Genomic DNA, 19,631 nt, shown 5'->3' on the forward strand with positions numbered 1-19,631 from the left:
CCGATTTGCGACATGCACGCCGACGCTTCCCCCCGCCCTCTGCTCGATCCTGCCATCCTGGCCTCGCTGCGCTCCATGCAGCCGGTGGCTGCCCGGGGGCGGGTTGTGCAAGCCTTTGGCACCACATTGCGCGTGAGTGGATTGCGTGCCGTCATCGGCCAGCAATGCCTGATTCGTGACCCCGCGCAACCGCATGGCAATGTGCTGCGCGCAGAAGTCGTCGGGCTTCGCGAGCATGACGCTATTCTTGTGCCACTGGGGCACCTGCACGGCGTCTCGATGGGTGCCGAGGTGGAGCCTCTGGACAGCGGAGAACTCATTCCCGTGGGCGACGCCCTGTTGGGCCGCGTGCTCGATGCCTTCGGCACACCCCTGGATGGTCACGCCCTCCCGGCCCACCTGCCGCTCCGCGCCTTCCATGCCGAGCCACCCAACCCGCTGACCCGGCGGCCCATTGATACCCCATTCGTCACCGGCGTGCGTGCGCTCGACGGATTGCTCACCATTGGTGAAGGTCAGCGACTGGGCGTGTTCGCCATGGCCGGGGGTGGCAAGTCCACCTTGTTGGGCATGCTTGCCAAGCTCGCACACAGCGACGTCAACGTCATCGCCCTGATCGGCGAACGCGGGCGTGAGGTCAGCGAGTTTCTGGAGGACAGCCTTGGCCCCCAGGGCCTGGCCCGCTCGGTGATCGTTGTCTCCACCTCCGACCGGCCCGCCATGGAGCGGCTGCGTGCCGCCCAGACCGCCACCGCCATTGCCGAGCACTTCCGCGCGCAAGGGCGGCGCGTGCTGCTGATGATGGACTCCGTGACCCGATACGCCCGTGCGTTGCGCGAAATCGGCCTGTCGGTGGGGGAGCCGGCCGTGCGCCGTGGTTTCCCCCCCAGTGTGTTTGCAGAGCTGCCGCGCCTGTTCGAGCGGGCGGGTAACGATGCGTCCGGCTCCATCACCGCTTTTTACACGGTTCTTGCTGAAGATGAAGACGGCTCCGATCCTGTGGCCGAGGAGACCCGCTCCATCCTGGACGGCCATATCGTGCTTTCGCGCCAGCTGGGGCAAGCGGGGCACTACCCGGCCATTGACGTACTGGCCAGCGCCAGCCGCGTGTTCAACCGCGTCACCGATCGCGCCCACCAAGACGCAGCCCTGCGCGTGCGCGCACTGATGGCCAAACACGACGAAATCCGCTTCCTGCTTCAGGTCGGTGAATATGCGCCTGGCAGCGACGCCCTGGCCGACGACGCCATCGCCGCCCAACCCGCGTTGCAGGCCCTGTTGCGACAGCGGCCCGACGAGGGGACTCCCTTCGAACAAACCCTCGCTGCGCTGCAGCAGTTCCAGCGGTGACAGTGAACAGCCTGCATACACCTCGGGGGGCTCACCCATGACCGCCTCCGCCATGGCCCAGCAACTGGCTGCTGCCAGTCAGCTGCAGCGACTGCGTGCGTTGCGCGAGCGCAAAGCCTTGCAAGCCAGCCAGCAGGCCGAGCGCGAGTTGCAAGCTGCCCAGCAAGTGGTGCGCGACCGCGAAGCCCAAATTCGCAAGCTGCAGGCCCGCAGGCTGGAGCTGCAGCACAGCCTGATTGGCCCCTACGCCGCCCGCATGGGGGTGGTGGCCGGCTACGCCAGTGCCGCACAGGAGGCGCTGGACGACCAGCTCGAACGCGCTGAATACGCATTGATCGATGAGGAAGAAGAGCTGATCAACGCGCGCACCCGTGCCGCCTCAGCCCGCACCGCGTGGCTCCAGGCCGTGGTCCAGCACCAAGCCAGCGCCACGCTACGCGATGACGCCCGCCAAAGCCTGCGGCGCGAACGTGAAACCACGCTGGAGCGGGAAGACCCCCCGCTGCGGTCAGCCCCCTGAGGAATGCCCCGTGAGTGACATCCGTCCATCGACCCCTGAACGAAAACCCCATACCTCCGACACTACCGCCCGGGCCTCACAGGCCGGCGGCTGGGTGCCCCCGCAGGCGCGGCGGGACTTTGATGCTGCCATCCGGCGGGCCGGCGAACGCAGCGACAGCCGGCTCAAGGACCAGGACGACCCCGAACCCAACGACCTCCCTCACACCGAGGCTCCGCCCCCAGGCCTTTGGGGGCAGCTGCCGCCACTGACCGGGCACACCGGGTCGGCAGGGGAGGGCAGTGCCCTTATGGGGGGCAGTGCAGCCCTCACCGCACCCGCACCACCCACCGGCTTCCTGCCAGATTCTCTGCCCATGGCCCCACATGCGGCCGCGCCCGGGGTGGGTACTCCGTTGCGCCTGCAAGTGCCGCTGGGCGGTGCCGAGGCCGCCACCCTGGCCCTGCGCCTTGCCCAAAGCGGCAACGGCCAGTGGCAGCTGCGCATGGGCACCGATGCCACCACCCGCCAGCAACTGACCCCGCACCTGGAGCGACTGCGCGACCGCCTGCGCGAACACAGCCACGGTCGCATGGACGACCTCGGATTTGACGATGACACCGTGGCCTGATACCGCCAACCCAGCCGCAGTGGCGGCACCTGCCCCGCACGCCCCACCAGTGCCCGCGCCGGCGTGGCTCGTTTTTTGTGGCCCGGTGGGCGCGCACCGGGCCGAACTCTGGCTGCCGCTGCTGCCAGAGCCAGACCCTTGCCTGTGTGAACCTCAGCCCCCAGCCCTAAACCCGGATGCACCAACAGCCTCCTCAGGCACCACTGGTCGGGATGCCACCCCGCCTGCGCGCACCTCTGGGGACACCGCAGCGGAGTGGACCGGACCGCGCCTGATGCTGCAGCTGGCCAAGGCAGAACCGCTCATCAGTGCTGTCGAGCAATGGCTGCGCCACCCCTGGCTGTTGCAGCCCGGTGAAGCCGCGCCAGCAGTCGCCCTGGAATCCGGCACGTGCGAAGCGGTGGTGCAGACCGCTGCACTGGCCCCTGTGGGCACGCGCCTGCGCCTGCCTTGGACGGCACTGTCGGGTCCGCCAGCCGACTGGCTGCAGTCCCCGCATGTCGCCTGGCCCAGCGTGCACACGGAACTGTGCCTGGATGCAGTGCCTGCCGCCGCAGTCGCGGAACTCGCTGAAGGCTCCCTAGTCTGGCTCACGCCCTCTCTGGGGTGCGAATGGCCCGTCACCGTGCGGCCCATCTGCGGCCACCTTCCGGTGCGCGCGGGGGTGCTGGTACGCAGCCCCGATGTTCGCACTGGTGCCCCGCCCATGGCCGAGCCCCTGGGGCTGGACCTGCACGCGCCGCTGCCCACGGCCACCGAGCCGCCTGCCACAGACACCCATGCCAACACGGATGCCGATGCCGAGATCGTCTGGCACGGCATGCCCGCCATGGGGCTGGAGCAATGGCTGTGCTGGCAGGCTCGCCCTGCGGTGCTCTCGGTACCAGCCGCACCTCCCGCATCGACAGCACCGGTTCGCCTTCGGCTACCACCCATGCTGCCGGGGGAGCTGCACTTGCAGCAGGGTGGTGCGTTGCGCGCCCACGGTGATCTGGTCCCCCTGGCCGGTGGCTACGCCCTTCGAATCCGCAGCGCCCTCGGTGCCACACCAGCCTTTGGGCCTGAAGCCCCCTTGTTTTCCGCTGAACCACCCACCGGGCGCGCGTGCGGCGCAGCCTATTCGCAGACACCATGGACCTGAATCAATTTACCCCTTCCTCGGCACTGGTCACCGTGATCGTTGTCTCCCTGGCGCCGTTTGTGGGCGTCATGGTCACTTCCTTCACCAAGATCATTGTGGTGCTCAGCCTGCTGCGCAACGCCCTGGGCCTGCAGCAGGTGCCACCCAACGTGGTGCTCAACGGCATGGCCCTGGTACTCACCATCTACGTCATGCTGCCCGTGGGGTTGGACATGGCCGAACGTGCCCGCAGCGTCTCCAACATCGGCAGCACCTCTGGCATGCTGGCGGTGGCCGATGCGGCCAAAGAGCCCCTGCGCGACTTTCTGGTTCGCCACTCATCCGCCCACGAGCGCGCTTTCTTCCTCAAGACCGCCCAGAAAACCCTCAGTCCCGAACGTGCTTCCCAGATCAGCGAACGCGACTTTGTGGTGGTTGTGCCCGCCTTCACCGTCAGCGAGCTGTCTGCAGCGTTCCAGATCGGGTTCCTTATCTTCCTGCCCTTTCTCATCATCGACCTGGTCATCGCCAACATCCTCACTGCCATGGGCATGATGATGCTCTCGCCCACCACCATCTCGCTGCCGTTCAAGCTGCTGCTTTTCGTGCTCGTCGATGGGTGGGTCAAGCTCACCCACGGCCTGGTGCTTTCCTACGGCCACTGACCTCGCCGCCGTGCATCGCCTTCCCACTCTGACCATGCCCTTTGTACGCCATGTTTGAAAGCCAGACCATCCAACTGCTGTACCAAGCCCTGTGGCTGGTGTTGCTCCTGTCCGCGCCACCGGTCATCGTGGCCGCGCTGGTCGGGCTACTGGTTGCCCTGGTGCAGGCCGCCACCCAGATTCAGGAGCAGACCCTGCAGTACGCGCTCAAGTTCTTCGCCATCGTGCTCACCATCTTCATCACCGCATCGCTGCTGGGCGGCACGCTGTACCGCTATACCGACCGGGTCATGACCGACTTCCCCGCCTTGGTCAAACGCTGAGGCCACCCACCCATGGGAGAAACCTTTGCCGCGGTGAATAACGTCAGCGAACTGGCGCTTCTGGCCGCGCTTGCCAGCGTGCGCTTTGCTACCGCCTTCGTGCTGTTGCCCCTGCTGGCCCAGGAAACCGTGCCCCAGCTCGTGCGAGGCGCCATTTTTCTTGCGTTCGGAGTCATCACACTGGCCCTGCAGCCTGCGGTCAACGTCACCGGCTGGAGCGTTTCCCAATGGATCGGGTTGTTCTCCAAAGAAGCCTTCATCGGCCTGGCTCTGGGCATGCTGCTGGCCGCTCTACTCTGGGCGTTCGATGCCGCCGGCGAGATCATTGACGGCGCGATCGGACTGTCGCAGGCGCAGGTCACAGACCCTCTCTCCGGGCGTCAGACCTCGCTTTCAGGGGCCTTCCTGGGTCGCTTGGCTGTGTACCTGTTTATGGCCTCAGGTGGTCTCATGCTCTGGATCGGCGTCCTCATGGAAAGTTTTGTGCTGTGGCCCCTGGCCCAGCCTGGCCTTGCTCCGCGCCCAGCCGGTGTCACCTTGTTTGAGAGCGCCTTCGCGCAGTTTGCGGGCCTGAGCTTCCTGCTCGCTGCGCCCACCCTGGTAGTCATGTACGCCATTGACCTGGCGCTGGGCCTCATGAATCGTTTCGCGCCCCAACTCAATCTGTACTCGTTGTCCAGCTCCCTCAAAAGCGTGGCTGCCATCTTGCTGTGGTTGGTCATGCTCACCACCTTGGCCAAGACACTGCTGAACTACCTGGCTGCCCTTTTCCCGACACTGCTGCACAAGATGCAGACCCTGCTGCCCACCTGAACACCCAGCGAGCGCCGACCTCGGGCTTGGGGTTTGAAGCGTTTTGTTGCAAATGCGCCCCCTCCACTAGGAGGCTTCCCAATAGCGCAAGCGGGCGCAAGTTTTTACGATGGAGACATCCCATCTTTTATCCGCGTCCACACATGGTGACCTCGTCCTCTCTCTCGTCGCTGACAGGCCTCGCTGGCCTAGCGCCCCGGACTGACGCGCTCCGGCCAGCCTTGGACAACGGCGACACCGCGCGCCTGTTTGGCTATACCGGCAGCGACGCCGTCGCCCGCACCTTGTCCGTCCCCCCCTTCAGCGGCGACACCGCGGCCCAGCTGCAATCCCGGTTCATTGACTGCCTCTTTACCCGGGGTTGATCTCCGCCCCCCCTCGCGCCGCTCCTTTGCGACAGCACCCATGGTCCAACCCATCCCCGATCTGACCCTGCGCGATCAGCCCGACTGGGCCGGTGCAGCAGAGGTCCTCATCGAAGGCTGCGCCCATCTGCCCTCACGTGAAGACCGCGTGCGCTGGATGGAGCGCCTGTGCCACTCGCTCGGCGATGCGCTGTACCCCGCCTTCCTGCAGGTGCTTTGCCGCATTGGCGAGCATGGCAACCCCCAGGCCCAGGCTGCGGTCGCCGATACCCTGGTGCTTGCTCTGCAAAGCGGCCGCTTGCCCTCGGGGCGGCACGCCGCATGGGGGGCGCAGTGGGACGCGTCCGTGCGCGCCACCCGCACAATGGGCCCCATTGAGTACCTGTGCGCCTGGTTCGCGCAGCCCGACGGGCGCGGCACCCTCGGGGCCGTGGCTTTTGACCAGGCCGCACGCGCACTGGTGGGCTTGGTATCGCACAGTGAAGCGGCCCGGCGCCTCTATTGCGCCAAGCTCCACAGCGTGGCCGACGACCCCCTCGACGGGGCTTGGACCCGCAGCAGCCGCCACGCACTGCAAGCCATGGCCCTGAGCTGGTCTCAGGCGGACCCCGAACCCTACCGTGCGGCCACCCAGGCGGTAGAAGCCTTCATGGCTGCGTCCCGCCACGGTGAACAATCCGCGCCGGCTGCAACGGTTGGCGCGCTGGCGCAGGGCTGGATTCCTCCGGCCTCCTGGCGTTGAGGCACCGATACGCCACTCCCGTGCGGCCCGTTGCACCCTGCTATCCCACCTTCACCATCTGGCATGTCTGAGCCATGGGCCGCGCTGGCCCCCATTCGGGCCATTGCTCCTGGTGGCCGCGTTGTAGCCTTGGGGGGGTACTCGGGCGGCGGCCAGGGCTTCGGCGGTGACGGGCTATGGCCCGATGAAGACCCCGCAGCCTCCCAGTCGCCTGCCCACTTGCTGGATGCTCTGCTGCGGCTGGAGCACGCCGACCTGCGGGCCTGGGTACACAGCTTGGCGCAGTCCCCCAGTCGCCGGGTCCGACCCTGGTACCACCAGCTCGACTACGCCGACACAGACACACTGTTGCAGCACCTCGCAACGCGCCTCGATGCAGCGCACCTGGCAGGCTTCACCCGGGTTGCCGTTCAGGAGCAAGATCTGGCGCGCTGGGGTGAACACCTGGCGCGCAGCGCCAGCGATCGCGACAGGCTCGGCCTGCTGATCGCTCTGGTTGGCCACCGTACCGCCGTGGAGCCCGTCCTGCCAAGCCACCCCCAGCCAGACGGACTGCGCGCTCCTTTGATCGGCCGTTTGCTGAGTAGTCTGCACGGCCGTACCCATGCCCTCGACACCGCCTTGCAAGCCATGCTGCAGCTTCCCCCGGCGTCGGCACAGTCTGTGGCAATGGTCAGGGCCATGCTCACCGCCCTGTTACCACAATACACCCCGGTGCGCACGCAGGCCGACTCCGGCGGAGTCCTGCGGCAGGCGCTGGAGGCCTGCGCCACCGCCAGCGATGCACCCGCCAAAGCCACCCTGTGGGCCCTGGCCATACCTGTTGCTTCCCAAGGTGCGGCCCTGCCGGCACTCGCCCCCGCCCTTACGCGGCTGCTTACCAGCCAGACCTGTGCCATTGTCAAGGCCCTTGCCCAGCAGCACCCTGAGGGCCAGGCCCTGGCTTGCTACTTGCACATCCTGTGTGCCCAGCAGCGCACCCAAGAAATCCGGCTCATTCACCACCAGCTGCACCAGGGCCACGACGGCATGCACCCTCCTGCGGAATACCTGCATCACTGCGATCGGCGCGGGGCATATCCCCATGCCATGGCTCTGGGGCACTACCTGGGGGCTTGGGCCATGGTCATCGGCAACAACCCAGGCGGCCCTCCCGCAGGCACAACTGCGCCAGTGCAGCTCTCTCCCCATGCCCAGCCCACCGGGCGCGCACCGCAAGCCGCTCACCAAGGAGACCTCTGGCTCGCAGGCACAGCATATGCCGCCCTCGGGCCCGCCCAGAGTGCAGAGGCGAGCAAGTTCCTCACGGCGCCTGTCTGGCAACAGAGCGGTCCGCAAACCGCCTTTTGGGCGGCTTATCAGCGCGTGCTGCAAGCCCATTGCGGCGGGCTATCGCCACTCCTCCTGGCAGCCTCCGCACCCACCCACAGCGGCGCAGCGCCCGTCATCGGCACACCCTATGTCCCCTGAACCCGTCATCCTCTATCAAGGTCCACGCTTGCGCATTCGCCAGTTCCGCAGCCGCGACGCCCAGGCCCTGGTCACCATGCACCGCGACCCTCGCGTGCGCGCGCACCTGGCCGACGATGCACCGCTGGATGAGCCCCGTGTCGCACACCGCTTCATCGCGCACATGCAGCAGTTTTATCTGCAATACCCTGGCACCGGCATCTGGTGTGCAGAGCGGGCACAGCCGCCTGATTCGGACACCATTGCCGACGCAGTGCGTGCGCACGCCGAAGGCGACATCGACGCTGTGTTGTTGGCCAAGCTTGTGCAACCCCGATGGGTCTTTTGCGGCTGGTTCAGCCTGGTGCATTTGGAGGAAGATCCGAAAATCCTGGAGATCGGCGCCCGACTGGCGGCACAGACCTGGGGCGGTACGCTCGCACTGGATGGCGGGGAGTGGCTGCTGCAGCACGCCTTTGGCGCCTTGCTGCAAACGCATGTGCTAGGCCACTGCGCACCCACCAACCGCTCTGCCGCGCACTGTCTGCAAGTACTGGGCTTCGGCTGCCAAGGTATGGCCACTTACAACGGCACGCAGGCCCGGCGCTACCGCCTGGACCAGGCCCAGTGGCAGGCGTGGCACACCCAGTCCCGCCGCCAGCGCCAGCGTGCGGTGCTCAGCGTTTCTCCGGCATAAACCTGCAGCGGGTGAGGGGAGGTGAGGGGGATGTGAAGAGGGATGGCACGGGGCGTGATGGCCCCGAGAGGCTCGCCCCAAACGATGAACGACGCACCGATCTCAAACGATTCGCATGCCCGATGACGTGATGCGCAGGCGGCTGGCGTCCACCTTCAAGAAGCCCTCGATCATCTCCTTACCAAGCTGCCGCATCTGCGCCTCCAGCATCGGATCAGGCTGCCGCTGCAACTGCACCTGCGTCGTTGCCATCAGCATGCCCAGCATCACCGTGGCGTCATACATGCGCTGCTTCTCCGCGTCGGTCACCTGGGCGAAATCTCGCTCTGCCGCAAGCGCTCTGCGCAACTGATTGGCCAGCGGCTTCACATGGCTGTTGCTCACATTCTGGTTGTTGTAGGCCATATAGGCTCCCGCGAGAAAAGATGCCAGCCCCGTGGCCACATCGTTGGTCGGCACACCCAGCTGTCGCGCCACCTGCGGGTACTGCTGGTGCAGTTCCAGAAACCCCTGGCGCATTTGTGGACGCTGCGCCGGCGGGTAGTAGCCCACCAACATATCCAGTGCTGCCGTTCTGCCATTGCGCTGAAAGCCGGTGCGCGCCAACTGCGCTGTGGATACGCCGCCCGCCACCCCCTTGCGGCTGGCGCGCGCAGCGCGTTGGATTTCGTTGTTCAGCAAGTAGCTGCCAGCGCCCACGGACAGGCTCATCCCCGTGTCCGAACTCATCCACCAGGCACTGGCAGGAGTCATGGTTGCGAAGGTGATCGCTACAGCAGCGCAAAAATTTTTCAGGGATTTCATGGTCAGTGTTTGGTCAAAAACGCGGGCAGTTCCGCAACCCAGCCAGCCCTGTTTGGGGCGCACAAAAAGGTGCCAACATCCCAGGAGATACCTGCGTGTGCACAGCAGCCCAGGACATCAGCGGCGCCCACCCGGCGGGTGGGGCAAGGCGGCCACATCGTATCGGTCGAGGAAGAAAAAAACGGACCGAGGAACGGTCCGTTTCGTTTGTTGCAAATCGCGATATCCGCCCGTCGGGCGGACAGGGCTTATTGCTTGCGAGCCATGCTGCTCATGCCTTCGCCCAGCGACTTCAGCGCGGTATTGAACGCATCGGTCAGCAGCTTGAACTCCTGGCTTACAGCCTGGAACTCTGCGTTGACAGCCTGCATTTCCTTGGCAGCATCCTCGCCGTCACCACCAGCGGCCTCCTTGAGCTTGCCCGACAGCTCCACCATCTTGGCGGCCTTGTCGCCCATGGCCTCGCCCATGGCCTGGGCAATGGCCTGCAGCCAGCTCTTGGCACCGGCTTTGCCACAGCCCCTGCCGCCTTCGCCCGTGCTCTCGGCCATCTGGTTGCGCACGCTGTCGACGATCTGCTGCGCAATGTCGTCAACCGACTTTTGGATGTCGCAAGATGCCACGTCGGAAATTGCCTCACCAGCACCATCGGTGGGCTTGCAGTATTCCTGCATCACCTCGTCGATCGCCTGGCTGATCGCGTCTTGCAGGAACTTCGGCATGCCATCTTCGCGTTGCAGTGTTTGCGCCGCTTGTTGTGCGCCGCCGCCCATGATGGTGCTGACCAAGTTGGTCGTTGCATTCAGGATGTTGACTGGCGAGAAGCCTTCCAGCGTCTTGCTCATGTCATTGCCACCCAGCAGGCCGCTGACCATGCCACTCAGAAACTGCGAACCGATGCCACCGAGCAGGCCGCCCATGCCCATTCCGCCGCCGCCGATCAATGCGGAACCCACGACGCCAACTGCTGCACCCATAACAAACTCCTTGAAACTGGCCCATCTTCGGGCCGTGATTGGTTGGAACGACTCCTTTGCCTGCACAGGTCGCCCTGGCAAGGACCCCATCGGGCTGCGGCTTTGTGGCACTGGCTCCGTCGGGACAGCCGTGATTGAACCGGCTTTGGGTCTGCCGCGCTATATGTGCGATTCCCAGCTAGGAATGCCCCTAGCTAGGGAGGACACCTACCCGCGCACCTCTCTGGCCCAGGATCCGCCCGCCCGCAAAGCATGCGCGGATCACAATTTCAGTATCTATTTTTGCTATAAAAATAGTAGCTAATTGCGCTTTGTAGAAAAGCGCTGGCGGCATATTTGCTTTGGATATCAGCCGTTGCCCAACACTCTGTCATCCTGCACCGGAGTAGCTCAGCTCCCAATGCCAGATACCTGTCGAAGCCCTTGTCGCGCGCTTCGCCTGCTTGCGACTCGTTGCAACTGAAGACCTTTGCAACGCGCTGCCCAGCCCGTCCGTGCGCGTTGTGCACAGCACGCCGTGAACAGATCGCGCAAAGGTGCTTACAGCACCCTCTGTGCCATGGTCATGCGGGTCAGGTGCACCGCAGAGTCGGCCTGCATCTTGCCAAGCACCCGGCCGCGGTGCAGTTCCACCGTCTTGGCGCTGATGTTCAGGTCCCGGGCGATTTCTTTGCTCATCTTGCCGTCCACCACCCCGCGCATCACCTCGGACTCCCGATCCGTCAGCGTGGCCAGCCTGCGCTGGAACTCTGCGCACGCTGGTGGCCGATGCGGCGCGGCCGGTGCCTCAAACGCCTTGGCCAGCGCCTGCTCCAGCGCACTGTCTTCAAACGGTTTTTCCAGGAACGTGATGGCGCCCTTTTCCATGGCCTGCACCGCCAGCGGCACGTCGCCGTGCCCGGTCATGTACACCACCGGCAGTGGCCACTGCGCACTCGGCCCTGCAATACCCCGCGCAATCAGCACGTCATGCACCTGCAACCCTGACATCCCGGGCATCCGCACATCCAGCAACAAGCAGCTGTCGGCCAGCGTGCCCGCTTGCATCTGGTGCTCCAGGGTGGCAATGGCGGCGTTGGCATCCGCGAAATCCAGAACCCGGTAGCCCGCACCCTCCAGCCACCAGCGGGCCGTGGTGCGGAAATCTGCGTTGTCGTCCAGCAGGTACAGCGTTCGTGTCGTCGGTCCAGCGTGCGTGACTGTCATGTGTCCATCTCTCCCTCATAGCATTCAAAACTCTCAGGGGCGCCCCGTTGGGTAGGCAGGTCTTGCGCCTGTCTTTGCGCCGCAGTCGCCGCCAGGCTCAGGCCTGATCGCCGGGTAGCCCCTGCGGCTCGGCCTGGGCGGCAGGCGCAGGCGCTGCAACCAGCGGCAGCGCGACGAAGAACGTGCAACCCCGGTCCGTATTGGGCGTGAACCACAGGCGGCCCTGGTGCAGTTCAATCAGGCTGCGGCAGATGTTCAGCCCCACACCCATTCCCGTGGGTTTCGTCGAAAAAAACGGCATGAACAATTGCGCCGCCGTCTCATCCTCCATGCCACACCCTGAATCCCGGATCGCCATCTCCAGCATCTGGTCCACCTCATCGATCCGGCACACGACCTCCAGACGCCGCTCGTGCGCAGGCGACTGCGCCATGGCATCGATTGCATTGCGCAGCAAATTCACCAGCACCTGCTGCACCATCACACCATCGGCCACCACCGCCCAGCCGCGCTGCTGCAGCGCCTGCTCAATGCCGTCCTCCTGCACGCACCACTGCACCCCGTGGCGCTCCAGGTCCCAATCCAGCAGCGCCAAGCTACTGCGTAACAAGGTCAGCGTATCCAGAGGCTCCCGTTGCGGTTGGTGATTGCGCGTGTAGTCCCGCACCCGGCCAATCACCCGTGCCGCGTACTGCACCTGCTCCAACGCCAACTGCACCCCCTGCACCAGCGGCGGCAACATCTGCGGCTGCAAACTTTCACCAGCCGACGCCAGCCGCGCTTTCAGGCCCCGCAGCACATTGCCCACCGCCCCCAGCGGCTGGTTGAGCTCATGTGCCAACGTGGTCGCCATCTCGCCCACCGCCAAGCTGTGCGACGTAAAAAGCAGTCGCTCACGGTCTTCTAGGTGGCGTCGCGTAGGGTTCAGCGCCCCTCCATCAGGCCCAAGCCACAGCACCCACAGCCCCTGCTGCGGTGCCACCGGGGCCAGCCGGGCAGGGCGCGTGCGTGCGCCCCTAGGCGCGGCATGCATGCGGCCATCGTGTGCCTCGTCGTGCCCATCCACTTGCTCGCCACACAACTCCACCGTGCCTGCCCATCCGTGATCACAGCCCGGCCATTGGGCTACCGCGCACATCCCGGCCGTCAACCCTTCCAGCCGCTCGCACAGCAGTGCCAGGGGGGCACCCACGGGCGGCCAGGTGTCCTGCTCTACCCTCTCCGTGGGAGGGGCCACTGCCGCGCACAGCGCTGCATTGCGCCAAAGCACCCGACCTGTGCCAGACACATCCAGCACCGCCATCGCATCGCCCAGAGCAGTCAGCGCACAGGCCTGCCAGTCGGCAGGCAGCCCCTGCGCCAAGCCCACGCTGTTCAAGCCATCACCCTGCATGCACGGCATGCAGCGCACCCAGGCCCGCGCCATCCAGCGGTACAGGCAACCGCAGTGCCATCAGTGTCCACTGCGTGCCCAGCAAGCGGCGCAGGCGGCGCGGCTCCTGCAGCACAATGCGCTCGGGCGCTCCCGGGCCCGCCGCCGCAGGCTCGTCAGCCGCGCTATGCACCACCAGCTGCGGCGTGTGGCGATCTGGCCGAGAAGCTCCCAGCCGCCACCGGCCTGCGGCATCCACGTCCTGGCGCAAGCGCCACACCCGCCACTGCGTATCGGCAGGCATCGTGGCCGTCCAGCGTGCCACCAGCGGCCAAGCTTGTCCTGCTGTGCCGGCTGCCCACCCCGCACGCACCGCATCCGGGCGCAGTACATGCCCCCACAGGCGCATGTGCGACACATCGGGCGGCGCCAGCACCAACACACAGCGACCCGCCTCCAGCTCCCGCAACAATGCCTGCTGCGCATTGGCCTCCAGCCACACCCGCAGCGCTCGGTAGTGCTGTGCAGCGGCTTCTCGACTCATATCCTCCAGCCCTGGCGCCTCACCGGGCTCCTCCTGCGCGTCCTCATCGGCATCGCTCCAGGCATCCCAGAAATCTTCGTCCTCCAGCTCCGGCGCAGCATTGCGTGGCATGTCGCGTTCCACCCGCTCCACCCGGTCCTGCGACACCCGCTGCCGAACCTTCGGTGCCAGCGCCAAAGCCATTGCCAGGGCGTGCGGCATCTCCGTCGGTTCGCCCGCGAGCAGTGGCTTGCCAGGCCCCCGCTCCTCACGCACGCCTGCGGCCCCCGTTGCTACCGAACCTTTGGCGTCTGCGCCTGTGGCAGCTGCCAGCGGCCCCTCAGCGCGGCCGCGTGGCCCCAGCGCCAGCCCATCGGGCCGCACACCGCGCGGGGCGAATTCAGGCCCGCGCGCCGTAGCCCCTGTTGCGGCGGCTCCTGCGCCCGGCCGCGCCATTCCCGCAATGCCCCCCGCAGGGCTCTCGCCCAAGCGCGCAGCCCGCAGCGCCCACTGTGCCTGCGCCAGCGCCACCGCAGCTGCCCCCGCCGTCATTTGTCCTGCCAGGGTGCGCCCCAATGCCTGGGCCAGGGCAGCTTGCGCCTGCGCCACTGCGGGCTGCGCACCAGCGCGCCCCGCCATGCTCCCAGACGGCGCCGCACCATCTCGGGTCTCTGTGCGTGGCTGGGGGGGCGTCTGTTTGCGGCCTTCCGTCTGCGGTGCCGCTCCCACAGTTGCAGCCTGTGCGCTCTGTGCTGCCTGCGCGGCCTGCACCGCCGCAGGCGTTTGCCCTGCGCTGGCAGGCGTGCTTTTGGCAGCAGCGAACCCATTGCCTTGTGCCAAAGACTGCGCAGCCGCATCAGCCCTTGGGTTGGCAATGCCCACTTGCGTTGCTGCCGGGCTGGTGCCTAGCGGGCGCGGTAAACCCCCGCCCGTACTCATCCCTTCTATGCGCTGCCCGCCGCCGGTCGCAGTACCCTGCCATGGCGCAGCGCCGTAGTTTTGGCCTCCCATGGCGCTGCCGTTGTGTACCGCAGAACCAGCACCCCAGCTGGTGCCAGCGCCTGAAATCGTCACAGCCGTGCCAGCCAGCGTGGTGGCCGGTGCTAGCGCCCCCGGCGGCGCTCCAACAGGGGGCTGGCCCCCCTGCGCACTGCCCTGCTGAGAACGCCCTCCTCCAAAACCATAGCCGCCAGGCGGCACACTCGTGCCACTGGCTGTGGGCTGAGATGCTCCACCACCCTGTGGCGTACCCGCGGCCGAGTACGCCTGGCCGCCGCCCTGCAACTGTCCTGCACCGCTGTGGGTTGCCCAGCTTCCCGGGCTCCCACCGCCGCTACCGCCGACGTTAGTGCTCTGCCCGCCCGCAGGCTGCAGTCCCCCGCCACCAGGGCCAACACTGCCGGTACCGCCAGCTCCGGAGCCCCCTGGACTGGATTCCCCACTGCTGCCCAGCCCAGGGCGTGAGCCGGGTGGGCTGCTGCCGGTGTTGGTTGAGCCGTTGGGTCCGTCCGTGGGGCTGGCTTCACCGGGCTGTTGGGCTGGAGTGGGGTTGTGTGTAGGGGCCGCGCTGGGGCCCTCTGCCGGAGCAGGGGGCGGCTGGTTGGAGGCCGGCGGTAGCGGAGGATCCACCGGTGCGGGAGGCCCACTGGGTGCCGACACCGGAGCCTCGGGCGTAGCGGGGGGCTGCACGGGTACTTCGGTGGGAGTAGGAGTGACCGGTGGGGTCAGTGCATCACTATGGCCGGTGAACATTAGTGAAAAAGGTTATTTCAAGTATATTTTTGCACCGGATATTTGTATTTTTCAGAAGCTATGGGTAACTCCAATACCGTAATTATTAAGAGTGCCTTCCCGCATGTAGTTGATGTAGGTTTGTGTTCGCTTAGATAAGGCGTATGTACCGTTGATAGTCGCGTTGGTGTATTTTTTGCGTTCAAACCGTGCATTGCCAATGGTGTACTCAGCCTTGGTTTCGCGGGCTATATCAATACCTGCTGAAAATTGATTCCAGGTGGCCTTGGCGCCCAGAGTAATGCCACTGGATGAAAAAATAGCATTGGCCACGCTAAGCAGAGTGGAAGGGTCGTAATATCGTCCATTGCGCGATTGAAAGTAGCCGCCTGAAAATGCAAGGTTTTGGTATTGGTATTTGGCACCAAAGGCAAAATTGGCTTTCTGGTCGCTTGCCTTGTTATAGGCGGCGCCCATAGTCAGGGGGCCTGTTCTGTAAGTAGCGCCGAGGTCCACCTTACTGCGGTTGGCACCATTGAGCAGATCGTTGTCCTTCGGCACATAGGCGGCCTCCAGCATAAGACCACCCAATTGCGGCGTACGGTAGCTGATCTGATTGGATTGGCGCAGGCCAGCGCCCACAGCGCCGAAAACTCGAACTGCAATGGAATTATTTCCTGCGCCCATCAAATCCCAGGATGCCATAGCGTTATAGCTGGGCGTAGTGGCTCGACCTAGTTTTATGCGGCCCCAGCTATCACCCACCCAAACGCTGGAGTTGCGAGCAAACGCGCCTGCAGGGTCGGTTGCGCCACTGGACGCATCTAAGCCTTGCTCCAGCTGAAAGCCCGCTTGCAGCCCGCCACCTAAGTCTTCCACCCCTCTGAAACCTACAAAGCTGTCTTGGAGATTCACCATGGAAGAACTTTGTAGGCCGATCCTGCCCGGCTTCACTTGGGTACTGTCTACTTGATATGTTTTACCCACAGCCACATCCACAGCGCCATAAATCGTCACACTCGACTGCGCCCACGCAGGCGCGCACGCCAGCAGGGTTGCCAGAGCCAAAGGGGTTACTTGGTATTTATTCATGAACAGTGCTTGATCCAGAAGTTATTGAAAGGCTGCCCCTCCCTGATGCCCACCAGTCCAGCCTGGCAGGGCAGCCGCAGCGCGGTATTACAGCAAGCCCCCGGCGCCCCTGCGCCATGGTTTCGCGCGCACGCAACAGCAGGTGTTACTGCACACTGGGGAGGTGTGAAAAGAATGTTTCTTTTGATTGCAATTCATGGGGGCTTTGTTGCACAAGTCGGGCCCATTGCGCTGCTAGCCCCAATGCATGAACCTGAGTGAACCTAAAAGGACAGAGACCTGCTATGGATAGAGGTGTGAGCTGGGCTGGGTACATGCAAATGCACGCCCCGGCCGCGCCATCCCCGCAATGCCCTCAATCCACCGAACTTAAGCCCCCACCATCCCTTGTAAGGCATATGCGGATGCGGCTTCACATGCCGCGCAGGTCTGGGCTGAGATCGGCCCGGAACTGCGGCGCACCAAGTTCTTGCCCAGCAGGCCAACGGCATGGGAAATCGGCTCCTGCGGCCCTGCAGGTCGCCCCGTAGGAGCAGCAGCGCAAGCGGCAACCAGCGCTGCATCACGGCCTCCGCATGCGCGCGATTGCACACTCAATCCTCGGGCTGCAGATTGTTTTCAGTCTGCGCCGCCGCGCACACCAGTGCTGCTAGGCTGTCCGCCAACACCTTAGCCGCCACATCCACCAGCAGCGCCTGCTGCGTCAGCACCTGAAATACATTCGATCTTGAACGCCGCTTAAACGCATCTTCGATGCGCCAGCATTGGTGATACAACTCTGCAAACACCGATGCCGGGAAGTCCTGCGCTGGCAGGTTCGTCGCCATCACCCGCACCTGCCCGGTGCTGGAGATGCAGTGCACCAAACGTACCCAGGGCGCAGCCCCCGAGCACTCGTAGTCCTTGGCATCCTGCGTACTGGGCGCCCTCAGTTGCACGATGGGCTCATCGTGCTGGCTTTGCAAGAACTCCTGCATCGCCACCCTGCCATTGGCCTTGTCGCAGCGCATGCAAAAGCCGATGCCCTGCTCCACCAAATGCGCGACCAGCCAGCTGGCGGGGTAGCCCCGGTCCAGTACCAGCAAATCCGAAGCCCCGGTTGCTCCAAGGATTCAAACAACATCTGCCGCTCTCGCACCACCGTACACCCGCGCATTCAAGCAAAGCTCAGCGCTGGGCAGGCTCCGGGCAAACAGACGCTGGTCCACCTTGACCAACCGCGCCTGATGGCCGACACGAAGGGCGGGCATGAGCAGACTGGCATCTGCAGTCACCACACGCCGCCCGTGACAGCGGGGTGCAAAGGCATGAGCAGTCGCGAGCAAGCGCGCATTGAGCTCGAGCAGGGCATTCCAATCGAGGTGACTGCGGGTCTTGGCAAAGGCGCGGTCAGAGATACATACGCACATGTCCGAGACCAGTCCCATCATCAGTGCCCAGGTTTGCAAAGAAGCCGTCGAGCATGACCTGCTGTGAGGAGCTGCGCTGGTTGACCAAGGCCCCTACAAGGTGTTGTGGCAAGGGCAGTTGACGGCTGCCCGTAGGGTTGCCCAGGGCGCCCACTCCACCCCCTGGCACGTCGACCATGCGGCCGCTCCAGGTGGGTGTCAAACCTGCATAGCTGGCAGAGCGTCTTCCGTATCGCATGTAGATCTCAGCCGCCTGCTCGGGCCTTAAGCGCCGCGTTGTACTCCGTCCAGTGGGTGTTCTTGTAGCGGGCCTTTGGCCCTTGGGGTTCACTCATGCGCTGAGGCTGCCAGCGCAAGGGGGCGGTTTGTGCAACAAAGCCCAACAAAGCCATTCGCAACACCTATTCAAGGGCAAAAGAAAACCTATCTGCCCAACCAAATTTCTCATCCTGCAACTCAACTCGTCGAAGCACATCAACAATTGCATCAAAGTCAGCCCCTAACGCCTGTTTTGACTTATCAGACCGCTTCCAAGTCAGCGTCACGGGCCTTTCAATACTAGCGCTCAAAACATCCCACAACGCGTGAAGATTTTCACCATAAAAACTTTCAATTCCAAGCGCAAACGCAAATGCGCGGTGAAAATCACTCGCCGTTTCAAGCGTGTCACCATCAATGAGTATTTCCATGCTTTTCCCTATTTTTTCCAAATACCGATTGGTGTAACCGTTTTGTAGTGGTCAGTTGTTATGTACAGAAGGCCATCATTGGAATAAAGCAGCCGTGTACCAGGTTGATTGCTTCTGGACATGGTATTACTCAGCCCAATATCCACTTCCTGCCAAATCCTGTTTGCAGCTTGCGGTAGCCCGTTGACAGGTGGAACGTTATTGAAGACATCACCACCTAATTGTCCACCCGGAACAAAGTTGTTTAACGCCTTGCCCGGTTGCCATCCTTGTTGAGCTGCTTGCGCTTTATCGACGTAGTTTGGAGGCAATTTCCCAGTAGTCTGGAGGCTTTCGACTACCTCGTTTGCAGCCTGGGTCGTCTTTAGATCCAACTTCAAGCCAGCATAGGTCGCAACATTTGCGGTACCTCCCGCTGTCGCTGTCCCTCCATTGGCCCCATTGGTCGAAACACCACCCACACCCGACCCAGCCGCAGGCACATCCCCATCCGGCTTCTTGCCTACAGCCCCCAGCGCATTGTCAACGCTGCCACCAAGCCTGTTGCCAATACCCCGACCCAGCGCCCCGCCTATCGCCACACCGGCGTGCGCGTGCAGCCCTTCTGACGTGGCAAAGCCTGTGATGTCATTGATCACATCCCGGCTGAACCCTTTGCCTGCTTCAGCGCCCAGTTGCGCCGCCTTGGTCCACAGACCGTTATAGATGCTGTCACGAGAGAAGTCTTTGCCCTGGATTTGCTTGTACTCCTGGGCTGCGTCTCTCCACTCTTCTGCGCTGTATTTCTCTGCGGGCATGTTCGACATGTCCGCCAGTGCCATGGTGCGTTGGCGCGGGTCAATGTAAGCATTGGGGTCGGTAGTCGTGGAGCGCCCCGCAAAGGGATAGCGGCCATGCTCTGACGCTAGTGCAGGATTCACAAACCCCCGTCCGCCGCCTGCTCCCGTATAGGTCTCTGCCGCCTGCTGCGCAGCCAGCGCCTCCCGCTGGGCCCGCCCCGCACTCTCCTGCGCAATGGCCCGCCCGCCCAGCTGCGCTGCGCCTGTATCCGACAGATCAAACTGCAGCACCTGCCCCGGCTGCACGATGGGCACGCCCTGCGCGTTGAGCTGTATCTGACCGCTAGCCAGCAACTGACCGTAGGCCGCTATCTGCTGCTGCTTGTCCAGTCCGG

Annotated in this window: 19 protein-coding genes; 10 read left to right on the top strand and 9 right to left on the bottom strand. The window is 64.3% G+C overall.

The window, feature by feature from the left end:
- The first annotated feature begins 12 nt into the window (after positions 1-12).
- The 10 genes from KW832_RS24200 (at position 13) to KW832_RS24245 (ending at position 8,654) form a co-directional block, all read left to right on the top strand.
- Positions 13-1,350, top strand: coding sequence for a FliI/YscN family ATPase (locus KW832_RS24200; protein WP_218301759.1), 1,338 nt, complete (start codon positions 13-15; stop codon positions 1,348-1,350).
- 37 nt (positions 1,351-1,387) lie between these two features.
- Positions 1,388-1,870 carry a hypothetical protein gene (locus KW832_RS24205; RefSeq protein ID WP_218301760.1) on the top strand — a complete coding sequence of 161 codons (483 nt, stop codon included), beginning with the start codon at positions 1,388-1,390 and terminating at the stop codon, positions 1,868-1,870.
- Positions 1,871-1,880: 10 nt separating this feature from the next.
- Positions 1,881-2,480, top strand: coding sequence for a hypothetical protein (locus tag KW832_RS24210; RefSeq protein ID WP_218301761.1), 600 nt, complete (start codon positions 1,881-1,883; stop codon positions 2,478-2,480).
- A 274-nt stretch (positions 2,481-2,754) separates the two neighbouring features.
- The gene (locus KW832_RS24215; protein ID WP_218301762.1) at positions 2,755-3,621 is read left to right on the top strand and encodes a hypothetical protein; all 867 of its coding nucleotides are present in this window, start codon (positions 2,755-2,757) and stop codon (positions 3,619-3,621) included.
- The gene (gene sctR, locus KW832_RS24220; RefSeq protein WP_218301763.1) at positions 3,612-4,265 is read left to right on the top strand and encodes a type III secretion system export apparatus subunit SctR; all 654 of its coding nucleotides are present in this window, start codon (positions 3,612-3,614) and stop codon (positions 4,263-4,265) included. The genes KW832_RS24215 and sctR overlap by 10 nt, the downstream gene beginning before the upstream one ends.
- A gap of 50 nt (positions 4,266-4,315) precedes the next feature.
- The gene (sctS, locus tag KW832_RS24225; protein ID WP_142143659.1) at positions 4,316-4,588 is read left to right on the top strand and encodes a type III secretion system export apparatus subunit SctS; all 273 of its coding nucleotides are present in this window, start codon (positions 4,316-4,318) and stop codon (positions 4,586-4,588) included.
- A 12-nt stretch (positions 4,589-4,600) separates the two neighbouring features.
- Entirely contained in the window at positions 4,601-5,401 is an 801-nt protein-coding gene (gene sctT / locus KW832_RS24230; protein WP_218301764.1) for a type III secretion system export apparatus subunit SctT, read from the top strand.
- Between the two features lie 405 nt (positions 5,402-5,806).
- Positions 5,807-6,508 carry a hypothetical protein gene (locus tag KW832_RS24235; RefSeq protein WP_218301765.1) on the top strand — a complete coding sequence of 234 codons (702 nt, stop codon included), beginning with the start codon at positions 5,807-5,809 and terminating at the stop codon, positions 6,506-6,508.
- 63 nt (positions 6,509-6,571) lie between these two features.
- Complete coding sequence (locus tag KW832_RS24240) at positions 6,572-7,978, top strand: hypothetical protein (RefSeq protein WP_218301766.1); 1,407 nt, start codon at positions 6,572-6,574, stop codon at positions 7,976-7,978.
- Positions 7,968-8,654: a GNAT family N-acetyltransferase gene (locus tag KW832_RS24245; protein ID WP_218301767.1), complete on the top strand. Its 687-nt coding sequence runs from the start codon at positions 7,968-7,970 to the stop codon at positions 8,652-8,654. Before KW832_RS24240 ends, KW832_RS24245 begins: the two co-directional genes overlap by 11 nt.
- Before the next feature lie 102 nt (positions 8,655-8,756).
- On the opposite strand, the gene KW832_RS24250 is transcribed toward KW832_RS24245, so the two are convergent.
- From KW832_RS24250 to KW832_RS24290, 9 genes are all read right to left on the bottom strand, one after another.
- The gene (locus KW832_RS24250; RefSeq protein ID WP_218301768.1) at positions 8,757-9,458 is read right to left on the bottom strand and encodes a DUF6683 family protein; all 702 of its coding nucleotides are present in this window, start codon (positions 9,456-9,458) and stop codon (positions 8,757-8,759) included.
- A gap of 248 nt (positions 9,459-9,706) precedes the next feature.
- Positions 9,707-10,435: a hypothetical protein gene (locus KW832_RS24255; RefSeq protein ID WP_218301769.1), complete on the bottom strand. Its 729-nt coding sequence runs from the start codon at positions 10,433-10,435 to the stop codon at positions 9,707-9,709.
- A gap of 540 nt (positions 10,436-10,975) precedes the next feature.
- A complete protein-coding gene (locus KW832_RS24260) occupies positions 10,976-11,641 on the bottom strand; it encodes a response regulator transcription factor (protein ID WP_218301770.1) in 666 nt (221 codons plus the stop codon).
- Between the two features lie 97 nt (positions 11,642-11,738).
- Positions 11,739-13,043 (bottom strand): sensor histidine kinase, encoded by a 1,305-nt coding sequence (locus KW832_RS24265; protein ID WP_218301771.1) that lies wholly within the window; start codon positions 13,041-13,043, stop codon positions 11,739-11,741.
- A complete protein-coding gene (locus KW832_RS24270) occupies positions 13,024-14,175 on the bottom strand; it encodes a hypothetical protein (RefSeq protein ID WP_218301772.1) in 1,152 nt (383 codons plus the stop codon). The genes KW832_RS24265 and KW832_RS24270 overlap by 20 nt, the downstream gene beginning before the upstream one ends.
- A 1,164-nt stretch (positions 14,176-15,339) precedes the next feature.
- The gene (locus tag KW832_RS24275; protein ID WP_218301773.1) at positions 15,340-16,359 is read right to left on the bottom strand and encodes a porin; all 1,020 of its coding nucleotides are present in this window, start codon (positions 16,357-16,359) and stop codon (positions 15,340-15,342) included.
- A 593-nt stretch (positions 16,360-16,952) separates the two neighbouring features.
- Positions 16,953-17,444: a transposase gene (locus tag KW832_RS24280; RefSeq protein ID WP_218301774.1), complete on the bottom strand. Its 492-nt coding sequence runs from the start codon at positions 17,442-17,444 to the stop codon at positions 16,953-16,955.
- Positions 17,445-18,169: 725 nt separating this feature from the next.
- Positions 18,170-18,457 (bottom strand): barstar family protein, encoded by a 288-nt coding sequence (locus tag KW832_RS24285; protein WP_218301775.1) that lies wholly within the window; start codon positions 18,455-18,457, stop codon positions 18,170-18,172.
- An 8-nt stretch (positions 18,458-18,465) separates the two neighbouring features.
- Positions 18,466-19,631, bottom strand: a 1,166-nt coding sequence (locus KW832_RS24290; protein WP_255577932.1) for a ribonuclease domain-containing protein, incomplete at its 5' end; no start/stop codon positions are given.

The sequence above is a fragment of the Acidovorax sp. sif0632 genome (assembly GCF_019218805.1).
Taxonomy (GTDB): domain Bacteria; phylum Pseudomonadota; class Gammaproteobacteria; order Burkholderiales; family Burkholderiaceae_C; genus Acidovorax; species Acidovorax facilis.